This is a genomic window from Streptomyces sp. PA03-5A, assembly GCF_033792725.1.
In the GTDB taxonomy this organism is placed as follows: Bacteria; Actinomycetota; Actinomycetes; order Streptomycetales; family Streptomycetaceae; genus Actinacidiphila.
The window spans coordinates 58988-84256 of record NZ_JARAVL010000011.1 but is presented as its reverse complement, the minus strand read 5'-3'; the positions used below and the strand labels follow the sequence as shown (position 1 = coordinate 84256).

The window sequence follows — 25269 nt, the reverse complement described above, 5'->3', positions numbered from 1 at the left end:
GCCCGTCCCGCCCGCATGGACACGGCGCTCGGCGCGTGCGGTGGTCAGGTCCTGCGTTCGGCGAGTTCGGCCAACGCGTCGAAGGTGCGGACGAGGACCGCGCGCCGCCCGGCGCGGTGCTCCGGCGAGGGGGCCAGGTCGTCGATCGCCCCGTCCCAGGCGGCGAGGAAGGCCGCCTTCCACTGCCGGACCGTCGCTGCCGCGGGGAGCACCACGCCCGCCCAGCCCTGGGTGGCGATCAGGTGCAGCAGCTCCACGTTGCAGGGCACGGCCACGCCCCAGTACTCGTCGGGCTCCAGCGCCCCGGGGGCGCCGGCGACGGCGTCCTCGACCTCGCGGACCAGCCGCCCGGTGAGAACGGACAGATGGTCCGCCGCCGTGTCCTCGTCGAAGTTGCCGCTGCCCCAACCGCCCACCGTTCCTCGTTCCTCCGCTCAGGGTTCGATCAGCCCGGCCCGGATCGCGTACCGGGTGAGCTCCAGGCGGTCGCGCAGGGCCAGCTTCTGCAGGATGTTGGCACGGTGGCGCTCGACCGTCTTGGCGCTGATGAAGAGGATGTCCCCGATCTCCTTGGAGGTGTGGCCCTCGGCGACCAGCTTCAGGATCTCCTCCTCCCGGTCGGTGACGGCCCGCGCGGGCAGCGGCTCGCCGTGCCGGGCGCGTTCCAGGAGGTTGCGCACCAGCGCCGTGACCGCGCCCGGGTAGATGAACGGCTCGTCGCGCACGGCGGCGCGGCAGGCCTCCACGAGGTCCCGGTCGGCGACGGACTTCGGGACGTAGCCGCTGGCCCCGGCGCGCAGCGCCTCGAAGAAGAACTGCTCGTTGTCGTGCATCGTCAGCATGAGGATGCGCAGTCCGGGCCGCAGCCGGGACAGTTCACGGGCCGCCTGGAGTCCGGTGAGGCGGGGCATGGCGATGTCGAGGACGGCCAGGTCGAGTTCGTGGGCGCGGGCCTGCTCGATGGCCTCGGCGCCGTCCCCGGCCTCCGCGACGACGGTCAGGTCCGGTTCGTCGTCGAGGATCATCCGCACGCCGCGGCGCACCAGCGCGTGGTCGTCGGCGAGCAGGATCCGGGTCTTCGCCGCGTCGGGCACGGTCAGCGGTCCTCCTCGCGGGCGGGAACGTCGAGCCGCACCTCGGTGCCGCCGTCGGGTCCCGGACGGAGCGTGAGGCGCGCCCCGATGAGCAGGGCGCGTTCGCGCATCCCCCGGATCCCGGCGCCCTCCGGGGCGGCGCCGAGGCCCTTGCCGTCGTCGCGGACGGTCAGGCGCGCACCGGTGGCGGTGCGTTCCAGCAGGAGGTCGACCCGGCCGGCGCCCGCGTGGCGCGCGGTGTTGGTCAGGCCCTCCTGGGCCACCCGGTAGAGGACCAGCTCCGTCTGCTCGTCCAGGGCGGGCAGGTGGGGGTCGATGCGGTGGCGCACGGCCAGTGCGGGGGAGGTGAACTCGGCGGTCAGCGCCCGCAGGGCGCTGGGCAGGCCGAGTTCCTCCAGGACCCCGGGCCGCAGCCGGCGCGCGATGCGGCGGATCTCCTCCAGGCCGGCGCGGGTGGTCTCGCGGACCTGGTGCAACTCCTCGCGCAGCGGGCCGGGCGCGAGTTCGGTGACGTGCTTGAGCTGGAGCAGCACCGCGGTGAGCGTCTGCCCGACCTCGTCGTGGAGCTCCTGCGCGATGCGCTGCCGCTCGGCCTCCTGGCCGGAGAGCACGTGGGCGCTGCCGGCGGCCTGTTCGCTCTCCAGCCGGTCGAGCATGGTGTTGAAGGTCGTGATGAGTTCGGCGATCTCGCCGTGCCCGGCGGCGGACGGCCGGCGCCCGGGGCGCAGCAGGTCCGCCGCCGCCATGGCCCGGGTCACCCGGCGCAGCGGCGCCAGCCCGACCCGGAGCAGCACGGCGTTGGCGACCAGCATCGCGACCAGGCCCGCCACGACCACCGCCGCCTCGGCCGGCAGGACGGGGGAGGAGACCGTGACCGGCCCCAGCAGCAGCGTCGTCGCCACCATCAGTACGACGGCGTTGAGCAGGAAGATCCGCCAGAACAGCGACACGGCCACGGGCCTCCTCTCAGGGGAAAGCGGGAACCGGGGGACAGCGAGCATGCGGGAAGCGGACGACGGGCGCGCGGGGTCAGTCCCCGGCGACGGGGGACGGGGTGCGCTCCGGCTCGGAGCCGCTCGTAAGGGCCGCCGGGGCGCGGCGCCCGGCCAGTGCCCGGGCCAGCGGCTCGGTGTAGCGGGCCGTCAGGGGGCCGAAGACGACCAGCAGCAGCACATACGCCGTGGCCAGCGGGCCCAGCGCGGGCTCGATGCCGGCCGTGACCCCCAGCCCCGCGATGACGATGGAGAACTCGCCCCGCGCCACGAGCGCGCCGCCCGCCCGCCACCTGCCGCGCACCGCGACCCCGGCGCGGCGCGCCGCCCAGTAACCGGTGGCGATCTTGGTGAGCGCGGTGACGACCGCGAGCGCCAGCGCCGGCAGCAGGACCGGCGGGATGCTGGCCGGGTCGGTGTGCAGACCGAAGAAGACGAAGAACACGGCCGCGAACAGGTCCCGCAGCGGGCTCAGCAACGAATGGGCGCCCTCGGCGACCTCCCCGGACAGCGCGATGCCGACCAGGAACGCGCCCACCGCCGCCGACACCTGCAACTGCTGGGCGATGCCCGCCACCAGCAGCGTCAGGCCCAGCACGACGAGCAGCAGCTTCTCCGGGTCGTCGCTGGAGACGAACCGGGAGATCACGCGCCCGAAGCGGACCGCGACCAGCAGCACCAGGCCCGCGGCACCCAGCGCCACGGCCAGCGTCACGCTGCCCGCCGCCCAGCCGACCCCGGCCAGCAGGGCGGTGAGGATCGGCAGGTACACCGCCATCGCCAGGTCCTCCAGGACCAGGATGCTCAGGATCACCGGCGTCTCGCGGTTGCCGAGCCGCCCGAGGTCGCCCAGCACCTTCGCGATGACCCCGGAGGAGGAGATCCAGGTGACGCCCGCCAGCACCACCGCGGCCACCGGGCCCCAGCCGAGCAGCAGCGCCGCGACCGCGCCGGGCAGGGCGTTGAGCGCGATGTCGACCAGGCCCGACGGGTACTGCGTCCGCAGGTTCCCGATCAGATCGCTCGCGGTGTACTCCAGGCCGAGCATCAACAGCAGCAGGATGACGCCGATCTCGGCGCCGATCGCCACGAACTCCTCGCTGGTGCCCAGCGGCAGGATCCCGCCCTCGCCGAAGGCGAGCCCGGCCAGCAGGTAGAGGGGGATGGGGGAGAAGCGCAACCGCCCGGCGACCCTGCCCAGCAGGCCGAGACCGAGGATGATGGCGCCGAATTCGATGAGGAAGACCGCGGAGTGCAAGGACTCACTCCCGCCCGAGTATCGCGGCGGCGGCCTCGACACCCTCACGGGTGCCGATGACGATCATCGTGTCGCCGCCGGCCAGGCGGAAGTCCGGTGCGGGGGAGGGGATCGCGTCCGCCCTGCGCAGCACGGCGACGATGGAGGCGCCGGTGTCCGTGCGCATCCGCGTCTCGCCGAGCAGGCGGCCGTTCCAGTACGAGGTGACGGGCAGTTCGATGCGCTCGGCGACCAGACCGAGGTCGGTCGTGTGCAGCAGGTTCGGGCTGTGGTGCGTCGGCATCAGCGCGTCGATCAGCGACGTCGCCTCGGGCCCGGTCAGCCGCAGCGACTGCGCGCACGCGTCCGGGTCGTCGGCCCGGTACACGTTCACCGTCCGCGATCCGTCGCGGTGGGCGACCACCGACAGATGACGCCGGTCCCGCGTGGTGAGGTCGTACCGGACACCGATGCCCGGCAATGGTGTCGTGCTCATCCGCGGAGCAGGCACAGCTCGGTTCCCTTCACGGACGGCGTGCCGCCGCCCCGTTACTCGTCCGTTTCGCCCCCCGTGGATCCTCATCCTTTCATCCGGGCGAACCGGGCCGATATGGGTGCTGACACCCATCGCGGGCCCGGTGTGACGGTTCCCACACCCGGAACGGAAAAGGCCGGGAGAACCGGTGCCTTACCTGAGCGCAGCCTTATGTGTTCTTGAAGATCCGCCCCCGACCGGCGAGTTCTCCGCCACGGGCGCCTAGGGTCGCAGTGCCCGGCACACCACGTTCGGACGTGCCCGGTGGAGTTCCCGTCGTCCGGAGGTACCCCGCGCATGAGTTCCCACAGGAAACGACACCGCGCCCGCCGCGCCCCCTCGGCGCGGTCCTGGCCGCTGGCCGCCGCGGTGGCGACGGTCGCCGCGGGCGCCCTGGTCGGGGTCGGTGCGCAGTACGGGAACAACGGCGGCAAGGACGAGGCCTCGCTGGCGGCCGGCGACCGGGAGGCCGACGACCCCCTCGCGTCCGACGCGCGCCCGGAGACCGCGAGCCCGAGCCCGACGACCGCGAGCCCCAGCGCCTCCGCCACCCCGGAGCGGCGCAAGCCGGCCTCGCGGCCCACCCGCACCCCGCGGCCCTCCGCCACCCCGACCCGTACGGTGGCCCCGTCACCGGCCTCGACGACGGTCGCGGCGCAGCCCTCGCGGTCCGACGCCGACGACTCGGTGGTCGAGGAGATCGTCCGGCTGGTCAACGAGGAGCGCGCCTCCTCCGGATGCCGCCCGGTGACGCTGGAGGACCGGCTCACCGAGGCCGCCCAGGACTACACGGACGTGATGGCCCGCTCGGGCGAGCTCTCCCACACCGGGCCCGACGGGTCCACCATGGCCGGGCGCGTCGAGGCGGCCGGGTACCAGTGGTCGGCCCTCGGCGAGAACATAGCCGTGGGCCAGCGGACCGCCGCCGCCGTGATGGACGCCTGGATGCACAGCGAGGGGCACCGGGCGAACATCCTCAACTGCACCTTCGAACAGATCGGAGTCGGCGTGAACACGTCGTCCAACGGTCCCTGGTGGACCCAGGACTTCGGCACGCCCCGCTGAACCGCCGACCGGCCGGTCAGCTGGGGCGGCCGGTCGGCCTCAGGCCGGGTGCGGGTGACGCCTCGCGCGTCGGGCCGCTTTCCTTCCCCCCACAGGCGGCCCGCCGGCGAGCCCGAGCGTCACCCGCACCCTCGTACCGCCCAGCGGGCCCCTGGTGATCTCCATGCCGCCGCCGCAGGCGGCCGCCGCCCGCTGCACGATGTCCAGGCCGAGGCCGGTGGAGCCGCCGACGCTCACCCCGCGGGCCCGGGCGGTGTCCGGGTCGCTGATCCCCGGCCCCGCGTCGTCCACCGTGAGCAGCACCGTCCGGGCGGCGGTCCGCTCCACCGTCACCGACAGCGCGGTGCCCTGCGGGGTGTGCCGGAACACGTTGCCGATCAACGCGTCGACGACCGCCGCGAGGTCGTCCTCGCCGAGCGGGACCGCGGTCGCCTCCGCGGTCGCCTCCAGCCGGCACTCGCGCTCCTGCTGCGCCGCCAGGACGGACCAGAACTCGACCCGGCCGCGCACCACGGCCGACGCGTCGCACTCCTGCGCGCGGCCCGGGCGCTCGGGCGAGGCCGACAGCGGCGTGCGGGCCGCGTCGATGATCGAGTCCAGCTCGCTCTCCAGGTGCGCGATCGCGGCCTCCAGGTCCTCGTCCCGGTAGCCGGGAACCTGCGCGGCGATCCGCTCGGCCTCCAACTGCAACCGGGTCAGCGGGGTCCGCAGGCGGTGCGAGAGGTCGGCGACCAGTTCCCGTTCCGTGGCGAGCAGTTCGACGACCCGGTCGGCCATCGTGTTGAAGGCCACCCCGGCCTCCTGCAGCTCCGGCGGCCCCTTGGGCTCCACCCGGATGCCCAGTTCCCCCGCGCCGAGCGAGCGCGAGGCGCGGGACAGACTCTGGGACGCGCGCACCACGCGCGCGCCCAGCCGGTCGGCGACCAGCACCGACCCCGCCACCAGGCCCAGCGCCAGCAACGCCATCATCGCCCAGGACGCCTTCACCCCCCGGTCCAGGTCGGCCCGGGGGACGAAGGCCTCCACCACCGCCACCCGGTCCCGGGCCAGGATCACCGGCTGGAGGTAGACCCAGCCGGCGGAGGTGTCCGTGGCCACGGTCCGCCGTCCGTCCGCCGCCCGGTCCAGGGCCTCCTGGGAGGCGTGCACCTTCCCGACGACCTGCCCGTCGGGCAGCCGCACGCTCAGGTGGTCCCCCGAGTCCAGCCCGGCCACCGCCTGCTGGACGTCCGCGGGCCGCGTGGTGAGGGCGAGCACCGGCGCCAGCGCCGCGGCCCGCTGCTCGGCGACCGTGGTCGCCCGCGAACGGGCCTCGGACTGCACCAGCAGCGCCAGCGGGATCAGGAAGGACAGCGCCACCATCGACGTCACCGCCAGCGCCACCCCGGCCAGGGCGCGTCTCATCGCGGCGTCACCAGCTTGATGCCGACGCCCCGCACGGTGTGCAGGTAGCGGGGTTGCGAGGCCCGCTCGCCCAGCTTGCGGCGCAGCGCCGACAGATGGACGTCGATCGTCTGGTCCTCCACGTAGGCCTGCTGCCACACGTCCGCCAGGATGCGGCTGCGCGGCACCACGCGGTCCACGTGCTCCGCCAGGTAGGCCAGCAGGTCGAACTCCCGGCGCGTCAGCCGCAGTTCCCGCCCGTCGTGGTACGCCACCCGGGCCGGTACGTCGATCAGCAGACCGCCCACCCGCAGCGCGCCGGCCGCGCCCTCCGGGGCCGGGCCCTGCGGCTGCGCCGGCGCCATCGCCGAACGGCGCAGCACCGCCGTCAGACGGGCCACCAACTGGCCCCCGGAGAACGGCTTCACCAGGTAGTCGTCGGCGCCCGCGTTCAGCAGCCGGATCACCTCGCTGTCGTCGTCGCGCGCGGTCGTGACGAGGACCGGGACCCGTGAGATGCCGCGCAGCATCCGCAGCACGTCCACCCCGTCCAGGTCCGGCAGCCCGAGGTCGAGCACCACGGCGTCCGGGGGGCGCTGCGCGGCCTGCCGCAACGCCTCGAAGCCGTAGGCCGAGCTGTGCACCATGTGGCCGTGCGCGGTCAGCACCTCGACCAGCCGCGCGCGTATCGCGGGGTCGTCCTCGACCAGGAGTACGGATGCCATGTGGAGGGACAGTAGCCGGTCGGGAAAGATGGCGGCGTGCCCCGGTACCTGCGCTACGTCGTCATATGGCTCTCGTGCACCGCGGTCAGCGTGACCGCGGTCATGCTCACGGTGGGCTTCGTGGTGGGCTCGACACGCCCGACGCCGCCCGTCGCGCGGGACATCCCCGAGAGCGCGCTCGCCGGCGGCAGCCCGTCCCCCGCGCGGCCCTCGCCGTCGCGGTCCGCGCCGGTGTCCCCCGCCGCGAAGCGCACCCCCAGCCCCACCGTGCGCCGGCCCACCCGGACCCCGGTGCGGCCGGCCACCACCGCGCCCCCCACCCGCACCGCCCGCCCGTCCGCCACGCCCGTCGACTGCGGGACCGGCGGCGCCGGGGTCCACACCCTCCAGTCCCAGGGCGGCCAGGCCTCGGTGCGCTTCGGCGAGGACGCCGTGTGCCTGGTGTCCGCCGTGCCCGCCAGCGGGTTCACCGTCTCCACCCGGCGTGACGGGGCGCAGCAGCTGACGGTGACCTTCTCCGGCGACCGGCACCGCTCCGAGATCGTCGCCACCACGACCCCGCAGAGCAAGGCGACCATCCGCGAGGTGTCCTGGTGACCGGGCGCGGACGGCGACGGGGTACCGGGCGCCATGCGTTTCGACTTCGATCCCGCCCCAGGCCGAGACGATCCGGGCAAACGCCGGGGCCCTGTTCGTCCGTCGGGAACGCCTCTGCGACCCGGACGTAACGCCGGCGACATGTCATGAACCATGAACCTCTGCTGACGCGGATTGCTGGAGCGATAAGGTCATACGTATGCCATCCGAGTCGCAGCCCTCGAACCGTCTGTTCCCGCCACGCCTGCCCGCCGGCCGCTTGGGTGTTGCAGTCGTTGCCGAGCTCGTCGACCTCATCGTGACGGGCCAGTTGAAGGAAGGCGCGTTGCTGCCCCCGGAGGGTCCGCTGAGCGAACACTTCGGCGTGAGTCGCACGGTGCTGCGTGAGTCGGTGAAGCGGCTCGAGGAGAAGGGCCTGGTGATCGTTTCCCAGGGGCGTGGCACCCAGGTGCGGGCGCCGGGGTACTGGAACATGCTCGATCCGGTGGTGCTGTCCGCGTTGATCGACAACGACGCGACGCTCGGTGTCCTCGACGAGCTGACGATCGTGCGGGCGAGCCTCGAGTCGGCGATGGCGGGAGCGGTGGCCACTTCCCGCAGCGCAGATGGGTTGAGGAGGCTGGAGAACGCGTTGACCACGATGCGCGAAAGCGAGTCCGAGACGGACTCCTTCCGTCAGGCGGACGTGGTGTTCCACTACGCGCTCATGGAGATCTCCGGCAACCGCCTGGCGGAGAACATCGCCAAGCATCTGTACAAGCGTGCCACGGAGTCCAGCCGCTACCAGGGCATCGACCCCCCTGACGCGGTCGCACTGACCCTGAAGGAACACGCGGCGATCGTCGACGCCATCTCAAGGAAGGACGTCGCCGCGGCCCAGAAGGCGATGCACGACCACATCCACACCTCGTGGGAGCGTCGTCGGCTGCCCGACCACGCGCCACGGGCGCGCGGCCGGGCGCTCGATCAGAAGAGCGAGTAGACGTCGGCAGCGTTGCCGCCGAACACACGCGCGCGTTCCGCGGCGGAAAGCCCGTCGAGCAGGGCTTCCAGAGCGGACTTCCAGGGCGCCGCACCCCCGCCGAGCTCAGCCAGCGGCCAGTCGGAGCCGTAGAGCAGACGCTCGGGGCCGAAGGATCCCAGGGCGATCGCCACCGGGTCGGCGAGATCGGCCGCACGCCATGATCCGGGGGCGAGTCCCGACGTGAGTCCCGAGACCTTCGCGACGACGTTCGGTTGCCGCGCGAGCTCCCGCAGCCGCGACGCCCACGTGCTCCTGTCCTGCCCGGGCCCGGGCGGACCGCCCAGGTGGTCGAGCACGAAGCGGAGTCCGCCGTGGCGCGCGGCCAGGCGCGTTGCCTGAGGGAGCTGCCACTCACGCACGACGAGGTCGAAGCACAGGCCCTCACGCTCGAGTACCGCGAGGCCCGCGCCGACCTCCTCGCGCAGCATCCACTCCGGGTCCGGGTCGATGTGGGCCAGATGCCGCACCCCGACGACGGGGACGGCGGCGTCCTTGCGAATCCGGTCAAGCTGAGGTCCGACCTCCGCCGCGAGGTCGACCCACGCGACGAGGCCGGCGACGGCGGACGAGTCCAGCCCGGCGAGCCGGATGCTCTCCTCGAGGCTGTTGCTCGACTGCACGACCACGGCACCGTCGAGTCCGGTCGAGGCCAGCATCCCGCTCAGGTCCCAGGCGCCGAAGTCGCGGGCGATCGGCGCCATGGTCTCCGTGTCGATCCAGTCCTGCGGGTCCACGGCCCGGTCCCACAGGTGCACATGGGCGTCGATGCCGGCCGTCATGCGAGGTGCCACACTTCCTCGACGGGCTGCCACAGCGCCCCGGGATCACGCTCCTCGGCGATTCTCACCTGGCACGGGTCGGTGTGCGTCCACCATTCCTGCGACACCGGGTCCTCGGCGATCCGACGCATGTCCGCCTCGTGGTCCTCGCCGACGTACTCGTAGTAGGCGAACAGGATGTCGCCGAAGATGAAGATGCTGTAGTTGCGCACGTTGCACTCGGTGAGCTTTCGCTCGACGCCCGGCCACACGGCACGGTGCAGCGCGAGGTACTCCTCGCGCTTCTCGGGCCGCACACCCACGACGAGGGCCCTGCGCTCGGGTCGACGGGTCACGAGGTTCGTCCTCCGCTGGACAACGGGTCGTCCATCACGTCCGGCTCGGCCACCATCCGCAGGGCGGCGCGTTCGGGCCGGATGTGCGGTCCGGTCGCCGCGGGCAGGAGCGCCGCGGCGCCGGCCGGTGACATCCGGGACTCGTCCACCATGATCCCGATGCCCGGGCGATCGCCCAGGACGATGCCTCCGTCGTCGAACTGCTGGTCGACGTCGAGACCGACGGGGAAGTGAAGGTCCTGGACTTCGAAGGTCAGCAGGTTCGGCACGGCGGCGGCGGCGTGCGCCACCGGGTTCGCGTTGTACGCGACGGGGCTCACCGGCAGGTCGTGGGCGTGCGCGAGCGTTGCGACGCGCAGGAAGTGGGTGATCCCCCACACGTTGCCGACCTGCACGATGTCGACCGCGTTGGCGTCCAGCAGGGGACGGTACTGCTCCAGTCCGGTGAGGTTCTCGCCGGTCGCGATCGCCGCGCGCACCTTCCCACGCAGCGTGGCCATGCCGGCCGCATCCCAGCGGCGGAGCGGTTCCTCCACCCAGGTGAGGTCCATGCGCTCCTCGATGGCCGCGACGTACCGGGCCGCCTGGGCGTGGTTCCACGACTCGTTGGCGTCGAACATGAGCCCCGGCCGGCGGGAGTTGCGGCTGAGGACATCGCGCATGATCTCCAGCCGGGGCAGGTCGCGGTCGAGGTCGCGGCCGCCCTTGAGCTTGCCGGCCTTGAACCCGCGGTCCGCGAACCGGCCGTAGAGGAGGACGAGTTCCTCGTCGGTCAGGCCGTACTCGAGACCGGACGCATAGCCCGGGACAAAGCGCTCGCGGGCGCCGAGGGTCCGCCAGAGCGGCTCGTCGGCGGCCTTGGCCTTGATGTCCCAGAGGGCCATGTCGACCGCCCCGATGGTGCCGAAGGTGGATCCTGAGTGACCGGCCTTGAACACCCGGTCGAGCATGCGGTCGTAGAGCGCCACGACCGAGCGCGGGTCGTCGCCCTCGATCGCGGGGAAGACACGGGCGATGTCGGCGTGGGCCCCGAGGCCCACTCCCTCGATTCCGCTGTCGGTCTCGATGATGAGGACGGGGACCGGCGTGGCGTGGCCGGGCTGGACACCGTTGACGTCCCCGGTGATTCTGCCCCAGTCGTGAACGGTGCTCAGACTGCGGTACCCGGTGATCTTCATCGGCGGTGGTTCTCCTTGCAGGTGCGAGTGGTCATTCCTTGGTTCCTCCAGCGGTCATGCCTGCGACCAGGAATCGCTGGGAGAACAGGAAGACGACCAGGACGGGCAGGATCGACACGATCGTCCCCAGCGCCAGGGTGGGCAGCTGGACGGAGTCGGATCCCGCGGAGCTGGGATTGAAAGCCGGGGTCGACGCCAGGAGCGAGGTGAGCCCGACCTGGATCGGGTAGCCGTCGCTCGAGGGCAGCATCACGAACGGGAGGAAGAAGTTGTTCCAGTTCTGTACGAAGCTGAAGAACGCCACCAGGGCGACGATCGGGGCGGCCAGCGGAAGGGCGACCCGGGTGAAGACCTGGAACCCGGTGCAGCCGTCGATGCGCGCGGCGGCGAGGATGTCACGAGGGATGCTGGTCGAGAAGTAGATGTAGGTGAGATAGACGCCGAACGGGAAGAACGACATCGGAAGGATCACCGACAGCGGGCTCCCGATCAGGCCGACGCTGTTCAGTTCGAGGAAGATCGGCAGCACCAGTGCGGTGTTGGGGATCAGCATGACGACGAGCGTCAGCACCAGCAGCGCCTGCCGGAGCCTGAACTCCGTGAGCGCGAGCGCGTAGCCGGCGGGGATGCTCACGAGGAGCGTGATCACCAGAGCGCCGATCGCGTACAGCGCGGAGTTCCCGATCCAGGTCGTCACCGCACCGTCCTGGAAGTCGAACAACTGGTGCCAGTTGGCGACAAGGTCCGACCACGACCCGATCGAGAACGGGTCCGCGACGACGAGCGTCTTCGAGGACTTCGTCACCGCGAGCAGCAGCCAGACGATCGGGACGGCGAAGAACAGGACGAAGACGACGAGCAGGACGCCTGCGATGGACCGCCCGCTCCACCCGCTGAGGCTTGGCCGGCGGCGTCCGGCGGAGAGTGCTGCCATGGTCATTCCTTCTCGAACAGGCCGCCGCGGGTCACGAACACCCAGGACAGCAGGAGTGCGACGACCAGCAGGATCAGCGAGATCGCGGCCGCGCCGTTGAAGTCGTTCTGCTGGAAGGCGTACTGGTAGGCCAGCTGGTTGAGCGAGTAGTCGTTGGGCACCACCGCGTTGCTGGCCTGGCTGAGCAACTGCGGCTCGACGAACAGCTGGGTGCCGGCCGCGAGCGACATGACGCCCATGTAGGCGACCCATTTGCGCAGCATCGGAAGCTGGATCCGCAGCGCGATCTGGACGGCGTTCGCACCGTCGATGCGGGCGGCCTCGATCACGTCGGTGCTGATGTTGTTGAGGGCGCCGTACATGATGAGGATCCATCCGCCGGCTCCGGTCCAGAACGCGATGATCGCGAAGATCGCCGGAAGGTGGCCGGGCTGGATCACCTGCACGAAGCTCTCGAACCCCATCGCCTTGAGCAGACCGCTGACGGGGCTGGCGGTCGGATCGAGGACGAAGAGCCACAACAGGACGCTGGACGCGCCCGCGAGCGCGCCGGGCAGGTAGTAAACGAAGCGCAGGGTCGTGCTCACCCACCGCACGCCGATGGCGTGGACCACCAGCGCCAGGCCGACGACGAAGACGACCAGCCCAAGGAGCCAGATGACGAGGTAGGTGGTCACGTGGAACACGGCCGGCCAGAACCGGAAGTCGCCGACGACCGTGGTGAAGTTGTCGAAGCCCGCGAATCCGCCGTCGGCGTTCGTGAAGGCCAGGAACAGCGCGTAGAGCGACGGCACGATCCCGAAGACGACGGTGAGCAACGCGTAGGGCGAGACGAAGAGATAGCCGATCGGACTGCGAGCGAAGGCGCGGCCGGCCGCCCGGCCGCCGCCCCGGCCCGGCCGCCGACGCCCTGAGGCGTCGACGGCCGGCTGGCCACTCGGAGGAGCCAGGGTCATATCAGTTCACCTTGTATCCGTTGACCTTGGCCTGGTTCTCGATGGCCGTCTGCCAGTCCGGCAGCAGGTCCACGATCGACTTTCCGCCCGTGACCCCCGGGGTGATCGTCTTCGCCCAGATCGCCTCCTGGCTGAACATGGGGTAGCCCCAGCCGTCCCAGACCTGCGACGCCGCGGTCACCACCGGCTGCAGCGGGGTGGCGTAGTACTTGCTCGCCTCCTGCTTGGCGACCCACTTCTGTGCGGCCGGCGCGTAGGCCGGGTAACCCGGTGCGACATCGACCTGGTACTCGTCGGCGGTGGTGACGAACTGCAGGAACTTCTCGGCGGCCTTGAGGTTCTTCGAATGGCTGGAGACGAACCAGGTTCCGCCACCCACGTTGCCCGTCACCGCCCCGCTCTCGCCCTTCCACGGCAGCGGCGCGGCGACGCCGAGCTGCCCGGCCGGCACGTTGAGCGACTGGGGGTTGTTGAATATCGCGCCGGCATACCAGGCCGGACCCGGCATCATCAGCACCTTGCCCGAGTACTTCTTCAGGAACTCGGGGGTGAACACGCTGACCACCGGCACGGTCCCGTTGTCGCGGAGGGTGTCGAGCAGCGAGGCGGCCCGCTTGCACTCGGTCGAGTCGGTCTTCACCGTGAGGGACTTGGGGCCGGGCACGTCATTGGCCTGGCACTTGCTCCCCCACATGAACACCTCGGGCGTCCAGGCGTCGCCGGCCGTCCCGACGATGTAGCCGGGGTGCTCCTTGGCGACCTTCTCGCCGAGCGCCTGGTACTCCTCCCACGTGGTGGGGACGGCGTAGCCGAACTTGTCGAGCAGGGACTTGTTGTACCAGAGCACCGCCTGGGCGAGGTCGTTGCGCAGGCAGTACACGCGGCCTTCCACCGTGCAGGGGTTGAGCGAGCCTTCGGTGAAGTTGCCGAGCGTGTCCTTCGGGACCAGGCCCTTGTCCAGCACGGCCGCGAAGGCCTGCTTGCCGTTGCTCTTCTGGCTGGCCCATGCCGCGTCGTTGTTCTGGCTGGAGAAGACGACGTCGGGCCAGCCGCTGCCGGCGCGGTCGAAGAGCTGCATCTTCGTCCGGAAGGAGTTGGACCCGTTGGCCGCCCCGTCATAGGTGACGACCTTGATCTTGGTGTCCGGGTTCGCCGTCTGGAACGCCTTCACGGCAGCCTGTCGGTCCGCGTCCACCCAGACGGTGATCGTCGAGGAGGCCTCCTGCTTGGCTTCGGGAAACCCGTACGCCCCGTTCGCCGAGCTGCCTTCACCGCCGCAACCAGCGAGGGTCAGGAGCGCCGTTGCGGCGCACAACACGGCGACGGTCGACGCCTTACGGCGCGAACGCACCACAGAGTGGATTCCGACCATGGGATGTCCTTGTCTTGTCGACTTCGTTGACGACTCCGCGCCTGGACTGTAGGGCATACGTATGATGTTTGTCACGAGCTTGAGGTGCATCGTCTTGAGGGGTGGGCGTCGACGGTTGTCCCGTTCGGCAACTCGGCGGCACCGACGTGTGATTGCGTCGCCCACCGATTCGGGGACGCGGCCGATCACCAGGACCGTGTTCGGGGCGTCCCTCGGACATGACGGAGAGAAGTGGGCCGTGGTCCGGCCGCTGCTGCCCACCCCGACGGGTTGCACGGCCGGGGTGGGCAGCCGGAGGCGTACGGCCACCGGGCGATACCGGACGCGATCGGCCACCTCGTCGACAACGCCATCACGTGCGGGCGGGGCCCCGCGACCTCCGGCCGTGGGACCGGGTCAGTGCATTCTTCCCCCGCCGGCGCGACCTCGGTCCGCCGCAGGGGGTGGCGGTCACCGCCGCGGCCACCGGCGACCGCGCCGCCGCCCAGGTCCTGATCGACGGTCAGGCGGCCGCCGGCGCCTCCAGAGCGCCTCGATGCCGAGCCGGCCGGCCCTGTGGCAACGTTGCTGCCCGCACCGCTTCTCGCGGGAGCGTTGTCACCACCGACGGGCGTGCGAAAGCTTCATCGGCCGAGCCAGCCACCGTCGACCGGCAGGATGGTCCCGGAGACATAGCGCGCGGCGTCCGACGCCAGGAACACAGCGGCGCCCGCGATGTCCTCCGCCGTTCCCCACCGCCCCGCCGGGATCCGCTCCAGGATCGCGCGGGACCGGTCGGGGTCGTCCTGAAGCGCCTGGGTGTTGTCGGTCGCGATGTAGCCCGGGGCGATGCCGTTGACGGTCACACCGCGTCCTGCCCACTCGTTGGAGAGCGCCCGGATCAGGCCCGCCACGCCGGACTTGGCCGCCGCGTAGCCCGGCACGTTGATCCCGCCCTGGAACGAGAGCAGCGAGGCGGTGAAGACGATGCGTCCGTGCCGTGCCTCCAGCATCCGCCGCCCGAGAACCTGGCTGAGCACGAACGTGCTGGTGAGGTCGACTTCGAGCACTTCGTCGAACCATTCCACGGGGTGCTCGGCGGCGGGAGCGCGGCGGATGGTGCCGGCGTTGTTGACCAGGATGTCCACCAGGCGCTCGCCTGCGGCGAGTTCCTCCGCGAACCCGGTCACCTGCCGCCGGTCCGTGAAGTCGACGCGGTGTCCCGAGAACTCACGGCCGAGCCGGCGCACGCGGTCGCCGATCGCCGATGACGCCGGATCGAGGGTGGCGGAGACTCCGACGATGTCGGCACCGGCAGCCGCCAGGGCCTCGGCGACGGCGAACCCGATGCCACGCTTGGCCCCCGTCACGACAGCGAGGCGCCCGGTCAGGTCGAACGGGTTCATGACGCGCTCACCTCGACGAGCAGCTTCATCGCCTGCCCGGCCTCGAGGACACCGAAGGCCGCTTCGACCTCCCTCAGGGGCACGATGCCCGTGATGAGCTTCTCGGCCGGGATGGCGCCCTCGGCCAGGAGCTCGATGGCGCGCTCGAAGTCGTGGCGCTGGTAGACCCGCGCACCGAGCAACCTCAGCTCCCGCCAGAACACGCGGTGCAGGTCGACGGGCCGCGGTTGCGAGTGGATGGCCACCACCACGAGCGTGCCACGGACCTTCGCCAGGCCGGTGGCGCCGAGCACGGCCGCGGCCGAGCCGGAGACTTCGAACACGACGTCCGCTCCGGCGCCGTCCGTCCACTCCTCCACCCAGGCGACCTGGTCGACCGACGAGGGGTCCAGCGTCGTCAGCCCCATCTCCTCGGCGGCTGCCCGCCGGGTCGGGTCGATCTCGGCGATCACGACCTCGGCACCGAACGCGGCAGCGACGATCGCGATCAGGACGCCGATCGGGCCCGCACCGACAACGAACGCCTTGTCGCCCGGGCCGAGTTCCGAACGCCGTACGTCGTGTACCGCCACCGCCACGGGCTCGACGAGCGCGGCGTCCCGCAGCGAGATCCCCGCGGGCAGCCGCACGAGTGTCGACGCCGGTACGTTCCAGTACTCCTGGAGGGCTCCGGGGCTGTCGATGCCGATGAAGTCCAGGTTCTGGCATATGTGCTCGTTCCCCGCACGGCAGGCCGGACAAGTGCCGTCCCAGGCCAGCGGCATGACCGTCACCGCATCACCCACCGACCAGCCCTCCACGCCGGGGCCGAGGGCGACGACCGTGCCCGACATCTCGTGTCCGATCGTCGCCGACTCGCCGACCCGACCGTCCATGTCCCCGTGGAACACGTGGAGGTCCGTGCCGCAGATCCCGACGTAGGCCACGGCGACCCGGACCTCCCCCGCACGCGGCTCAGCAGGTTCCCGCTCCTCGACCGTCATCGTGCGCGCGCCTGTGTAACGTGCCGTCAACATGCCGATCGGCTCCTCCTCGCTCTGTCGCGGGCCGCACCGGCCCACAGCCCGCGCAGCCTAACAGTAAACATCATACGTATGCTGTCGCTGTGACATTCGACCCTGTGACCAGCAAGCCACCGACGCGCGACCGCGCATCCACGGAACGGACGCTGCCGACCCGAGGACTGCGAACCGGGCACCAGCTCACGGAGTTGGGCCTGGGCGCAGCCCAGTTCGGCAACCTCTTCACCCAGACGACCGACGACGAGTCGCAACGCGCCGTCGCAGCCGCGGCCGAGGAAGGGATCCGCTACTTCGACACCGCGCCGCACTACGGCCTCGGGCTGTCCGAACGCCGCCTGGGGGAGGCCCTGCACGCGGCCGCCCGGCCGGGTGTGGTCATCTCCTCGAAGGTCGGGCGCCTGCTTGTGGACAGCCCTGACACGAGTCACCTGCTCGACGACGACGGGTTCGTCGTGCCGGCGACGAAGAAGCGGGTCTGGGACTTCAGCCGCGACGGGATCCTTCGTTCCGTGGAGGAGTCACTGGCGCGGCTCGGGACGGACCGGCTCGACATCGCCTACCTGCACGATCCGGACGACCACTGGGAGCAGGCATCGTCGAGCGGGATCGCCGCCCTGGCCGAGCTCCGGGACCAGGGCGTCGTCGGCGCCATCGGCGCCGGCATGAACCAGGCGGCGATGCCGGCCGAGTTCGTGAGGCGGACCGACGTCGACGTGGTGATGGTCGCCGGGCGGTTCACCCTTCTCGACCAATCGGCGCTGGACGACCTGTTGCCCGTCGCCGTCGCCCGCGGTGTCGGCGTCGTCGCGGCGGCGGTCTACAACTCCGGACTGCTGAGCACCAAGGCCGTGGACGGCTCGGCGCCCTACGACTACGGGGCGGCGCCGCGGGCCGTCGTCGAACGCGCCGCCCGCATCGCCGCCGTCTGCGAGCGGCACGGCGTGGAGCTTCCCGAGGCCGCCGTCCAGTACCCGTTGCGCCATCCCGCGGTCGTCTCGGTGGTGACGGGGATGCGCACTCAGGAACACGTGCGAAGCAATGTCGCGCGGTACCGGGCGGTGATCCCGGAGGCGCTGTGGGAGGAGCTGCACGTCACAGGGCTCGTCCCGGACCCGATGCGGACACGCTAGTCCTCCGGGATTCCAAGTCATACGTCACATGAATCTTGTTGCAAACATCATACGTATGCTAACTCTGTGTCGGGCATCAACGCCCCTATCACAGGAAGCGATCGAACATGACATCGACGTCAGACTCGACACGCTCGGTGAGCAGACGATGGAGGCGCAGGGCAGGCGCCCTCGCGGCGCTCGGCGCCGGCGCCCTCATCGCATCAGCGCTCATTCCCCTCCAAGCGCAAGCCGCGCCCCGGACGGAGTACTTCGCAGCGCCGGACGGCAAGGACGCCGGACACTGCAGCCGGTCGCAGCCGTGCTCGCTGGAGCGGGCGCAGCATGTCGTCGGCCCGGCCACCAAGCACGGTGACGTGACCGTCCAGCTTGCCGACGGCACCTACCGGCTTTCCGAGCCCCTCCGGTTCGGACCCGGCGACGACGGCGGCGACCACACCGTCGAATGGGCCGCCGCCCCGGGCGCCCACCCCGTCATCACAGGCGCCTCGAAGGTCACCGGCTGGTCCAAGTCCGGGGCAGGGTCGGGCATCTGGGAGGCGGACACCCCCAGCGGCCTGGACACCCGCCAGCTCTACGTGAACGGCGTGATCGCCCCTCGCGCCGCCATCCGTCTGGCCAACGCGGACGTCACTCCCACCGCGACCGGTCTCACCATCAAGAACCCGGCCCTGAGCTACCTCGCCACGCTCCCCGACCAGGGGCGCATCGAGTTCGAGTCCCTCGGCGACTTCACGAACCGCTACTCGCCGGTCAAGAGCATCAGTGCCACCGAGATCACGATGGCCCAGCCGGCGTGGGACAACAACACCTGGGGCTGGGACACCGTCCAGAACTCGTTCCTGGCCGGTCCGAGCTGGTACCTCGACAACTCGCTGAGCTTCCTGACCCAGGTCGGCCAGTGGTACATAGATCCGAGTGCCGGGAAGCTCTACTACAAGCCGGCGGACGGGGTCGACCCCAACCGGCTCGACATCGAGCTGCCCCGCATGGAGTCGCTGGTCAGCATCGGCGGGACGTACGACAAGCCGGTGACCGGACTTGCCTTCAAGGGCATCCAGTTCTCCGGAACCTCCTGGCTCGGCCCCTCGACCGACGGGTACGCGGACCAGCAGAACGGCCTCTTCATCAAGGGCGCCTACGACTACCGCCCCGCCGACGCCTTCACCAGCTGCTCGCGCGGCTGCGAGATGTTCGAACGGGCGCGCACCAGCTGGTACCAGGAGCCCGCCGCGGTGCAGGTCTCCGCCGCCAGCCGCATCTCGTTCACCGGCAACACGTTCACCAACCTCGGCCAGTCGGCGCTGGGCATCGGGAACGACGCCAACGCCACGGTGACCGGTGTCGGGCTGGGCGCCGGCGACATCGAGGTGGTCGGCAACCGGTTCACGGAGAACAGCGGCCACGGCGTCGCGGTCGGCGGCGTGCTGCCCGACGCGCACCACCCGAGCGACCCGAGGATGACCAACCACGACATCCTGATATCCGACAACACGATCAATCGCGTGGCGGTCGACTACAAGGACAACAGCGGCATCCTCAGCACCTACGTCACGGGCGCCCGCATCCTGCACAACGAGGTCTCCAACGTCCCCTACGACGGCATCGACACGGGCTACGGCTGGGGCATCAACGACGCCGGGGGCTCGAACGACTACGTCGACCGCGGCTACTACAAGTGGAACACGCAGTACACGACGCCGACGACGCTCAAGGACAACCGCGTCGAGGGCAACCTCGTGCACAACACCAAGGCGCGCTTCGCCGACGGCGGATCGGTCTACAACCTCTCCGCCAGCCCGGGAAGCGTGGTCGCCAGGAACTACCTGTTCAACATCTCGGGAGTCGGCCTCTACCTCGACGAGGGCTCGCGCTCGATGACCTACGAGAACAACGTGGTCCAGGGCGGTTCCTTCCTCTTCACCAACGCGTACAGCCTCCGCAACAACACCAGCGACAACGTCATCCAGAACAACTGGTACAACTCGGGTGGTGCCTCGACGCCGAACGCCGGGGCGCACAACAACCAGCTGATCAACAACGTGAAGGTCGCCGGTGCCAACTGGCCCGCGGGCGCACGGGACGTGATCTGCCAGGCGGGTGTCGCGCCGCAGTACCGGACGTCCCTCAACGCGAACCAGTTCGGCTTCAGCGGGTGCGCGGCCGACGCACCGGTCGCACCGGGCCTGCGCACGTCCGGAGGTTCGGCCGTCAGCTTGTACTTCGGCCAGCGCGGCGGCGGATTCGGGATCGCGGCGGCCGGCGCCGACGTGTGGGGCGCCGGCGGTCAGCACGACGACCAGTTCGGCTCGATCTACCGGTCCGGCTCGATCAACGCCGACTCGAGCGTGTCCACCCGGGTCGTGTCGGTCAACGACGCCAACGCCTGGGCCAAGTCCGGGGTCATGGTCCGCAACGACATGACCAAGGCAGGGAGTTCGCCCGGGTACGCCGTCGTCGCGGTCACCGCCCGCAACGGCGTCGTGTTCGAGTGGGACGCCAACGGCGACGGGTACCTGGACACCGACGCCCGCGCCGGCGTCGACATCTACCGCCCCATCTGGGTGAAGCTCACCCGGTCGGGCACCTCGTTCAGTGCCTCGTACTCCTACGACGGCGCCAACTACGTCCCGATCGGTCAGCCCGTGACGTTGGCCTCCGCGGCGGCGCAGCAGGACGCGGGCATCTTCTCCACGTCCCACGACGTCACGCAGTCAGCGATCAACCAGTTCGACTCCGGCTCCTTCACGGCCGCAACGAAGCCGCAGGTGCCGCTCACGGTGGGTCGACGACAGGCGCGGTGAGGTGTTCCGGAGCCCGTCGGCGGGCGCGCACGAGAGGACCAGAGCACCGAACGTGAACTGTCGTCGGCCATCCGGCCGTGCGGGGCGGGCGTCCGCTCGCCCCGCACGGCCTTCTGGCCCGGTGCGGTGGGCCGCATCGTCCGGTCGTCGGGGGAGGTGCGCGGCCGACTCCACGTCGAGGTTCAGGGTGATGCGGCCGCTGCGCGCCTGCGGCGGAATGGGCATTTCGTACCGTTCGCGCGACGGGGACTCGTGCCGGCCGGTACCAGGCACCTTCGTGGCGGCCTCGCGTCGGGCCGGGGTGGAGGCGCCGGTTACGTTCCGCACCCGCCGAGGGGGATACTGGCGGCCATGCGTATCGACTTCGATCCCGAGGCCATGGGCCGGACCCCGTTCTACAAGCTCCTGACCTCGGTGGTCGTCCCGCGCCCCATCGCCTGGGTCTCGACGCTCAGCGAGGCGGGGACGGCCAACCTCGCCCCGCACTCCTTCTTCACCGTCGCCTGCGTCAGCCCGCCGGTCGTGCAGTTCACCTCGGTGGGGCGGAAGGACTCGCTGCGCAACATCGAGGAGACCCGGCAGTTCGTGGTCAACCTCGCGCCCGAGCACCTCTTCGAGCAGATCAACGCCACCGGCACCGACTTCCCCCGCGGCGTCAGCGAGTTCGACGCGGTCGGCATCGCCCGTGAGCCCAGCCGCGCGGTCAAGCCGCCGCGCGTCGCGGCCTCGCCCGTCGCCCTGGAGTGCGAACTGCACAGCACGGTCACCCTCGGCGACTCGACCGTGGTCTTCGGCCGCGTCGTCCACGCCGCCGTCTCCGAGGCCGTGATGTTCGAGGGCCACCCCGACGTGCGCAAGCTCCGTCCGCTGGCCCGCCTCGGCAAGGACGAATGGGGCACGACCGGCGAGGTCCTGGAGATCTCCCGCATCCGCTACGCCGACTGGCCGGGCGTCACCCAGGGCTGAGCGTCGTCCCGCCGTACGTCCGGCCCGGACCGGTCGTCCGGTCCGCGCCGTACGTCCGGTCCGGGCCCGTGGGCGTCACGGACGGCTGCGGCGGCGCAGGGACGGGTCGAGCAGTGCGGGCGGGGTGTCGAACTTCTCGTGCGGGGCGAGGTCGAGACCGGGGGCGACGATCGCGTCGATCGCGTCCAGCACGTCGGCGGAGAGCACGGTGTCCGCGGCGGCGAGGTGTGCCCGCAGGTGGTCCGGTGTGCGGGGGCCGATGATCGCGGCGGTCACGGCGGGGTGCGCCGTCACGAAGCCGAGGGCGAGCTGGACCATGGTCAGGCCGGCCTCGGCCGCGAGTGCGGCCAGCTTCTCGACGGCGTCGAGCCTGGCCCGGTTGGCGGGCAGGGCGGTGTCGAAGCGTTCCGGCAGGAATGTGGAACGGCTGGTGGTGACCGGCCGGCCCTCGCGGACCGCGCCGGACAGCCAGCCCGAGGCCAGCGGGCTCCACGCCAGCACGCCCAGGCCGTACTCCTCGGTGACGGGCAGCACATGGGTCTCCACGGCGCGCTGCAGGATCGAGTAGCCGGGCTGTTCGGTGACGTACCGGCTCAGGTGGTGCTCGCGGGCGGCCCACTGGGCCTGCACGATGCGGTACGCGGGGAAGGTCGAGGAGCCGAAGTGGCGGATCTTGCCCGCGCGTTGCAGGTCGGTCAGGGCCGACAGGGTCTCCTCGTCGCCGGTGGCCGGGTCCCACCGGTGGACCTGGTAGAGGTCGACGTGGTCGACACCGAGCCGGCGCAGGCTGTCCTCCAGGGCCCTGGCCAGCCAGCGGCGTGAACTGCCGCGCTGGTTGCGCTCGTCGCCCATCGGCATGCCGGCCTTCGTGGCCAGCACGATGTCGTCGCGGCGGCCGGCGAGGGCCTTGCCGACCATCTCCTCCGACTCTCCGGCGCCGTACATGTCGGCGGTGTCGATGACGTTGATCCCGGCCTCGAGGGCGGCGTCGACGAGGGCGGTGGCCTCGTCCTGGGTGGTGCGCCCGATGCTGCCGAAGTTCATCGCGCCGAGCGCGAGGGAACTGACCTGCACGCCGGTGCGGCCGAGGGTGCGGTACTGCATGACCGTGTTCTCCCTTGCGGGTGGGGTGTGGTGGCTGCGTGCGGCGGAAGCGCGCACGGCTTGGTCCCGGGGCGTGCGCCCTGGCATGATGAGCAAACGGAACCTTGTTCCGCTAACGATACGGAACGACGTTCCGGTTGGCAAGGCCGGTCGTGGAAGGAGTGGCGCGGTGATGGAGGACGGCGACAAGGGCACGGGGCGGGCGCCGCGGTCCAAGCGGGCCGACGCCCGGCGCAACGAGGAGACGCTGCTCCAGGCGGCGGCCGCCGCCTTCGTCGCCTCGGGCGTGGAGGCGCCGGTGCGCGACATCGCCGCCAGGGCCGGCGTCGGGACGGGCACGATCTACCGCCACTTCCCGACCCGGGCGGATCTGATCACCGCCGTCTACCGGCACCAGGTCGACGCCTGCGCCGAGGCCGGACCCGCCCTGCTGGCCAGCAGCGCCACCCCGCACGCCGCACTGGCGCGGTGGATCGACCTGTTCGTCGACTTCCTGGTGACCAAGCACGGACTCGCCGCGGTGCTGCAGTCCGACAGCGCCGGCTTCGAGACGCTGCACGCCTCCTTCCTCGACCGCCTCGTGCCCGTGTGCGCCGGGCTGCTCGCCGCCGCCGCCGCGTCCGGCGAGATCCGCTCCGACCTGGAGGCGTACGCGCTCATGCGCGGCGTCGGCAACCTCTGCATCGGCGCGGACAGCGATCCCCGCTACGACGCGCGCCGCCTGGTCGCGCTCCTCGTCGCCGGGCTGCGCCAGGCGGACCAGGCGGACCAGGCGAACCAGGCGGACTGACCCGCCGTCAGGCGAGGCCGGCCCGGTACACCACCAGGGCGATCTGGACCCGGTTGTTCAGATCGAGCTTGGTGAGGATGTGGGACACATGTGCCTTCACCGTGGGGACGCTCATGTACAGCGACGCCGAGATCTCGGCGTTGGTCCTGCCCTGTGCCACGGCGAGCGCCACCTCCCGCTCCCGCTCCCCCAGGAGGCCGAGCAGCCGCTCCGCCTCGCCCCGGTCGTCGGGGCGCGCGGCGGTGCCCCCGCCACCGGCGGCGGTGACGGCGCCGATGAGCTGTTTGACGGCGGCCGGTGACAGGACCGGTTCGCCCGCCACGACGTTCCGCACCGCGGCGACGATCTGGGCGGGGGGCGTGTGCTTGAGGACGTAGCCCGCCGCCCCGGCCCGCAACGCCTCCAGGACGTAGCCGTCCGTGGTGAACGTGGTCAGGATCAGCACCTCGGGCGGCCGGGGCCTGCGCCGCAGTTCGGCCGTGGCGCTCAGGCCGTCCATCCGTGGCATGCGGATGTCCATCAGGACGAGGTCGGGCCGGTGCGCGTCGACCAGCGGCAGGACCTCCGTACCGTCTGCGGCCTCGGCGACCACCTCGACGTCCTGTGCCCCGGACAGCATCATGCGCAGGCCGGAGCGCACCAGCGGGTCGTCGTCCACGATCAGGACGCGGGTCACCTCGTCCATGGCAGCCAGATCTCCAGGGCGAAGTCGGTGGGGGTGAAGGTACGGCGCATGCTGCCGCCGGCCAGGACCGCCCTTTCGTTCATCCCGACCAGGCCCTGGCCGGCGCCTTCGGGACGTGCGGCGCGTTCCTGCGGCACCGGGTTGCGGGCCGTGACGGTCAGCCCCTCGCGGGCCCCGCCGGTCAGCGACAGCCGCAGCGGGCCGTCCGGCGCGTGCTTGCGGTGGTTGGTGAGGGCTTCCTGCAGGATGCGGTACGCGGCCCGGCTCGTGGTGGGGTCCATGGTGGCCAGGTCCTCCGTGTCCCGGTGCACCTCGACGGTCGCGCCGGTCGCGCGCGACTCCTCGACCAGCCGGTCCATGTCGGCCACGGCGGGCTGCGGGGGCTCGGTGTGCGCATGGACCGTGGGGGTGCGCAGGACGCGCAGCACGTCCTGGAGGTCCTCCAGGGCCTGTCCGGCGCTCTGCCGGATGACACCGGCCGCCTCCGCGACCTGGGCGGGCGACGCCGTGGGATGGAACTCCAGCGCCCCAGCGTGCACGCTGAGCAGGGTCAGCCGGTGGGCCAGCACGTCGTGCATCTCCCGGGCGATCTCCTCCCGGGCGTGCTGCCGGGCCTGCTCGGCGCGCAGGTCCGCCTCCCGCTCCGCCCGTGCGGCCCTCTCCCGCACTCCGGCGACGTACAGGCCCCAGCCGACGGCACCGCCCACGAACGCCACGGCCGACACGGCCGTGGCGGAGGTGAGGGGCCCGGTGTACGAGGTCGCGGAGAACTGCGCCGGCACGGGCAGCAGGGCCACGCCGGTGACCCGGAGCGTGGTGCGCAGGGGGCGGGTGGCGGCCACGGTGAACAGCGCCACCAGCAGCGGTACGACCACGGGCCAGACGACCGACAGCGCCACGAGGACCAGGGCCAGCGCCACCGGGTGACGCCTGCGCCAGAACAGGGCCGCGCAGGCCAGCAGCGGGATCAGCGCCGTCTGGGACGGCCGCCAGGAGATCGGCAGCAGCGAGGTGAGCAAGGCACCGCTGGACAGCTGCGGGTACACGTGCAGACCCGACTGCTGGACCCGCACGACGAAAACCGTCAGCCCGGCGGCCGCGACCACCACGCCCGCGTCCATGAGCCGCGGGTGCCCGAGCAGGGCCCGTCTCACATCGATCACGCACGCAACCGTAA

General features: G+C 71.4%; 25 protein-coding genes. 7 read left to right on the top strand and 18 right to left on the bottom strand.

Translation table 11 applies throughout. From position 1 onward, the window contains the following. Positions 1–44: 44 nt before the first annotated feature. The 5 genes from PV410_RS15895 to PV410_RS15875 form a co-directional block, all read right to left on the bottom strand. The gene (locus PV410_RS15895) at positions 45–416 is read right to left on the bottom strand and encodes a DUF4259 domain-containing protein (RefSeq protein WP_500325034.1); all 372 of its coding nucleotides are present in this window, start codon (positions 414–416) and stop codon (positions 45–47) included. Between the two features lie 18 nt (positions 417–434). Beyond that, positions 435–1094, bottom strand: a complete 660-nt coding sequence (locus PV410_RS15890; protein WP_500325032.1) for a response regulator — start codon at positions 1092–1094, stop codon at positions 435–437. Between the two features lie 2 nt (positions 1095–1096). Further along, entirely contained in the window at positions 1097–2044 is a 948-nt protein-coding gene (locus PV410_RS15885; RefSeq protein WP_500325248.1) for a HAMP domain-containing sensor histidine kinase, read from the bottom strand. A gap of 79 nt (positions 2045–2123) precedes the next feature. Beyond that, the gene (locus PV410_RS15880; RefSeq protein ID WP_500325031.1) at positions 2124–3344 is read right to left on the bottom strand and encodes a cation:proton antiporter; all 1221 of its coding nucleotides are present in this window, start codon (positions 3342–3344) and stop codon (positions 2124–2126) included. 4 nt (positions 3345–3348) lie between these two features. Continuing rightward, the gene (locus PV410_RS15875) at positions 3349–3819 is read right to left on the bottom strand and encodes a cation:proton antiporter regulatory subunit (RefSeq protein WP_500325029.1); all 471 of its coding nucleotides are present in this window, start codon (positions 3817–3819) and stop codon (positions 3349–3351) included. A 336-nt stretch (positions 3820–4155) separates the two neighbouring features. Here PV410_RS15875 and PV410_RS15870 point away from each other — a divergent pair, with 336 nt between their 5' ends. Continuing rightward, entirely contained in the window at positions 4156–4923 is a 768-nt protein-coding gene (locus PV410_RS15870; protein ID WP_500325027.1) for a CAP domain-containing protein, read from the top strand. A 39-nt stretch (positions 4924–4962) separates the two neighbouring features. Here PV410_RS15870 and PV410_RS15865 read toward each other — a convergent pair whose 3' ends face one another. Further along, the gene (locus PV410_RS15865) at positions 4963–6327 is read right to left on the bottom strand and encodes a sensor histidine kinase (RefSeq protein ID WP_500325025.1); all 1365 of its coding nucleotides are present in this window, start codon (positions 6325–6327) and stop codon (positions 4963–4965) included. Further along, entirely contained in the window at positions 6324–7031 is a 708-nt protein-coding gene (locus tag PV410_RS15860; RefSeq protein ID WP_500325023.1) for a response regulator transcription factor, read from the bottom strand. The genes PV410_RS15865 and PV410_RS15860 overlap by 4 nt, the downstream gene beginning before the upstream one ends. A gap of 36 nt (positions 7032–7067) precedes the next feature. On the opposite strand from PV410_RS15860, the gene PV410_RS15855 reads away from it, so the two are divergent. Together PV410_RS15855 and PV410_RS15850 are read left to right on the top strand one after the other, a co-directional pair. Then, on the top strand, positions 7068–7628 hold the full coding sequence (locus PV410_RS15855) for a hypothetical protein (protein ID WP_500325021.1): 561 nt from the start codon (positions 7068–7070) through the stop codon (positions 7626–7628). Between the two features lie 199 nt (positions 7629–7827). Next, positions 7828–8610: a FadR/GntR family transcriptional regulator gene (locus PV410_RS15850; RefSeq protein WP_500325020.1), complete on the top strand. Its 783-nt coding sequence runs from the start codon at positions 7828–7830 to the stop codon at positions 8608–8610. Here the strand turns inward: PV410_RS15850 and PV410_RS15845 are convergent. From PV410_RS15845 to PV410_RS15810, 8 genes are all read right to left on the bottom strand, one after another. Then, complete coding sequence (locus tag PV410_RS15845) at positions 8595–9431, bottom strand: amidohydrolase family protein (protein ID WP_500325018.1); 837 nt, start codon at positions 9429–9431, stop codon at positions 8595–8597. The genes PV410_RS15850 and PV410_RS15845 overlap by 16 nt on opposite strands. Next, entirely contained in the window at positions 9428–9766 is a 339-nt protein-coding gene (locus tag PV410_RS15840) for an L-rhamnose mutarotase (protein WP_391579169.1), read from the bottom strand. Before PV410_RS15840 ends, PV410_RS15845 begins: the two co-directional genes overlap by 4 nt. Then, a complete protein-coding gene (locus PV410_RS15835; protein WP_500325016.1) occupies positions 9763–10944 on the bottom strand; it encodes a mandelate racemase/muconate lactonizing enzyme family protein in 1182 nt (393 codons plus the stop codon). Before PV410_RS15835 ends, PV410_RS15840 begins: the two co-directional genes overlap by 4 nt. Before the next feature lie 31 nt (positions 10945–10975). Next, positions 10976–11878 carry a carbohydrate ABC transporter permease gene (locus PV410_RS15830; RefSeq protein WP_500325014.1) on the bottom strand — a complete coding sequence of 301 codons (903 nt, stop codon included), beginning with the start codon at positions 11876–11878 and terminating at the stop codon, positions 10976–10978. 2 nt (positions 11879–11880) lie between these two features. Next, entirely contained in the window at positions 11881–12834 is a 954-nt protein-coding gene (locus PV410_RS15825) for a carbohydrate ABC transporter permease (protein ID WP_500325012.1), read from the bottom strand. A gap of 1 nt (position 12835) precedes the next feature. Beyond that, a complete protein-coding gene (locus PV410_RS15820) occupies positions 12836–14206 on the bottom strand; it encodes an ABC transporter substrate-binding protein (RefSeq protein ID WP_500325010.1) in 1371 nt (456 codons plus the stop codon). Positions 14207–14829: 623 nt separating this feature from the next. Continuing rightward, a complete protein-coding gene (locus PV410_RS15815) occupies positions 14830–15591 on the bottom strand; it encodes an SDR family oxidoreductase (RefSeq protein ID WP_500325008.1) in 762 nt (253 codons plus the stop codon). Further along, positions 15588–16607 carry a zinc-dependent alcohol dehydrogenase gene (locus tag PV410_RS15810; RefSeq protein WP_500325006.1) on the bottom strand — a complete coding sequence of 340 codons (1020 nt, stop codon included), beginning with the start codon at positions 16605–16607 and terminating at the stop codon, positions 15588–15590. Before PV410_RS15810 ends, PV410_RS15815 begins: the two co-directional genes overlap by 4 nt. 152 nt (positions 16608–16759) lie before the next feature. On the opposite strand from PV410_RS15810, the gene PV410_RS15805 reads away from it, so the two are divergent. The 3 genes from PV410_RS15805 (at position 16760) to PV410_RS15795 (ending at position 21513) form a co-directional block, all read left to right on the top strand. Further along, positions 16760–17743 carry an aldo/keto reductase gene (locus tag PV410_RS15805; protein ID WP_500325246.1) on the top strand — a complete coding sequence of 328 codons (984 nt, stop codon included), beginning with the start codon at positions 16760–16762 and terminating at the stop codon, positions 17741–17743. Positions 17744–17850: 107 nt separating this feature from the next. Beyond that, a complete protein-coding gene (locus PV410_RS15800; RefSeq protein WP_500325004.1) occupies positions 17851–20547 on the top strand; it encodes a right-handed parallel beta-helix repeat-containing protein in 2697 nt (898 codons plus the stop codon). Positions 20548–20898: 351 nt separating this feature from the next. After that, positions 20899–21513 carry a flavin reductase family protein gene (locus PV410_RS15795; protein ID WP_499510447.1) on the top strand — a complete coding sequence of 205 codons (615 nt, stop codon included), beginning with the start codon at positions 20899–20901 and terminating at the stop codon, positions 21511–21513. 75 nt (positions 21514–21588) lie between these two features. On the opposite strand, the gene PV410_RS15790 is transcribed toward PV410_RS15795, so the two are convergent. Continuing rightward, positions 21589–22617, bottom strand: a complete 1029-nt coding sequence (locus PV410_RS15790) for an aldo/keto reductase (protein WP_500325002.1) — start codon at positions 22615–22617, stop codon at positions 21589–21591. Between the two features lie 172 nt (positions 22618–22789). On the opposite strand from PV410_RS15790, the gene PV410_RS15785 reads away from it, so the two are divergent. Then, positions 22790–23407 (top strand): TetR/AcrR family transcriptional regulator, encoded by a 618-nt coding sequence (locus PV410_RS15785; RefSeq protein WP_500325001.1) that lies wholly within the window; start codon positions 22790–22792, stop codon positions 23405–23407. 7 nt (positions 23408–23414) lie between these two features. On the opposite strand, the gene PV410_RS15780 is transcribed toward PV410_RS15785, so the two are convergent. After that, positions 23415–24092: a response regulator transcription factor gene (locus PV410_RS15780; protein ID WP_500324999.1), complete on the bottom strand. Its 678-nt coding sequence runs from the start codon at positions 24090–24092 to the stop codon at positions 23415–23417. Further along, positions 24080–25255 (bottom strand): sensor histidine kinase, encoded by a 1176-nt coding sequence (locus PV410_RS15775; RefSeq protein WP_500324998.1) that lies wholly within the window; start codon positions 25253–25255, stop codon positions 24080–24082. Before PV410_RS15775 ends, PV410_RS15780 begins: the two co-directional genes overlap by 13 nt. Positions 25256–25269 lie beyond the last annotated feature (14 nt).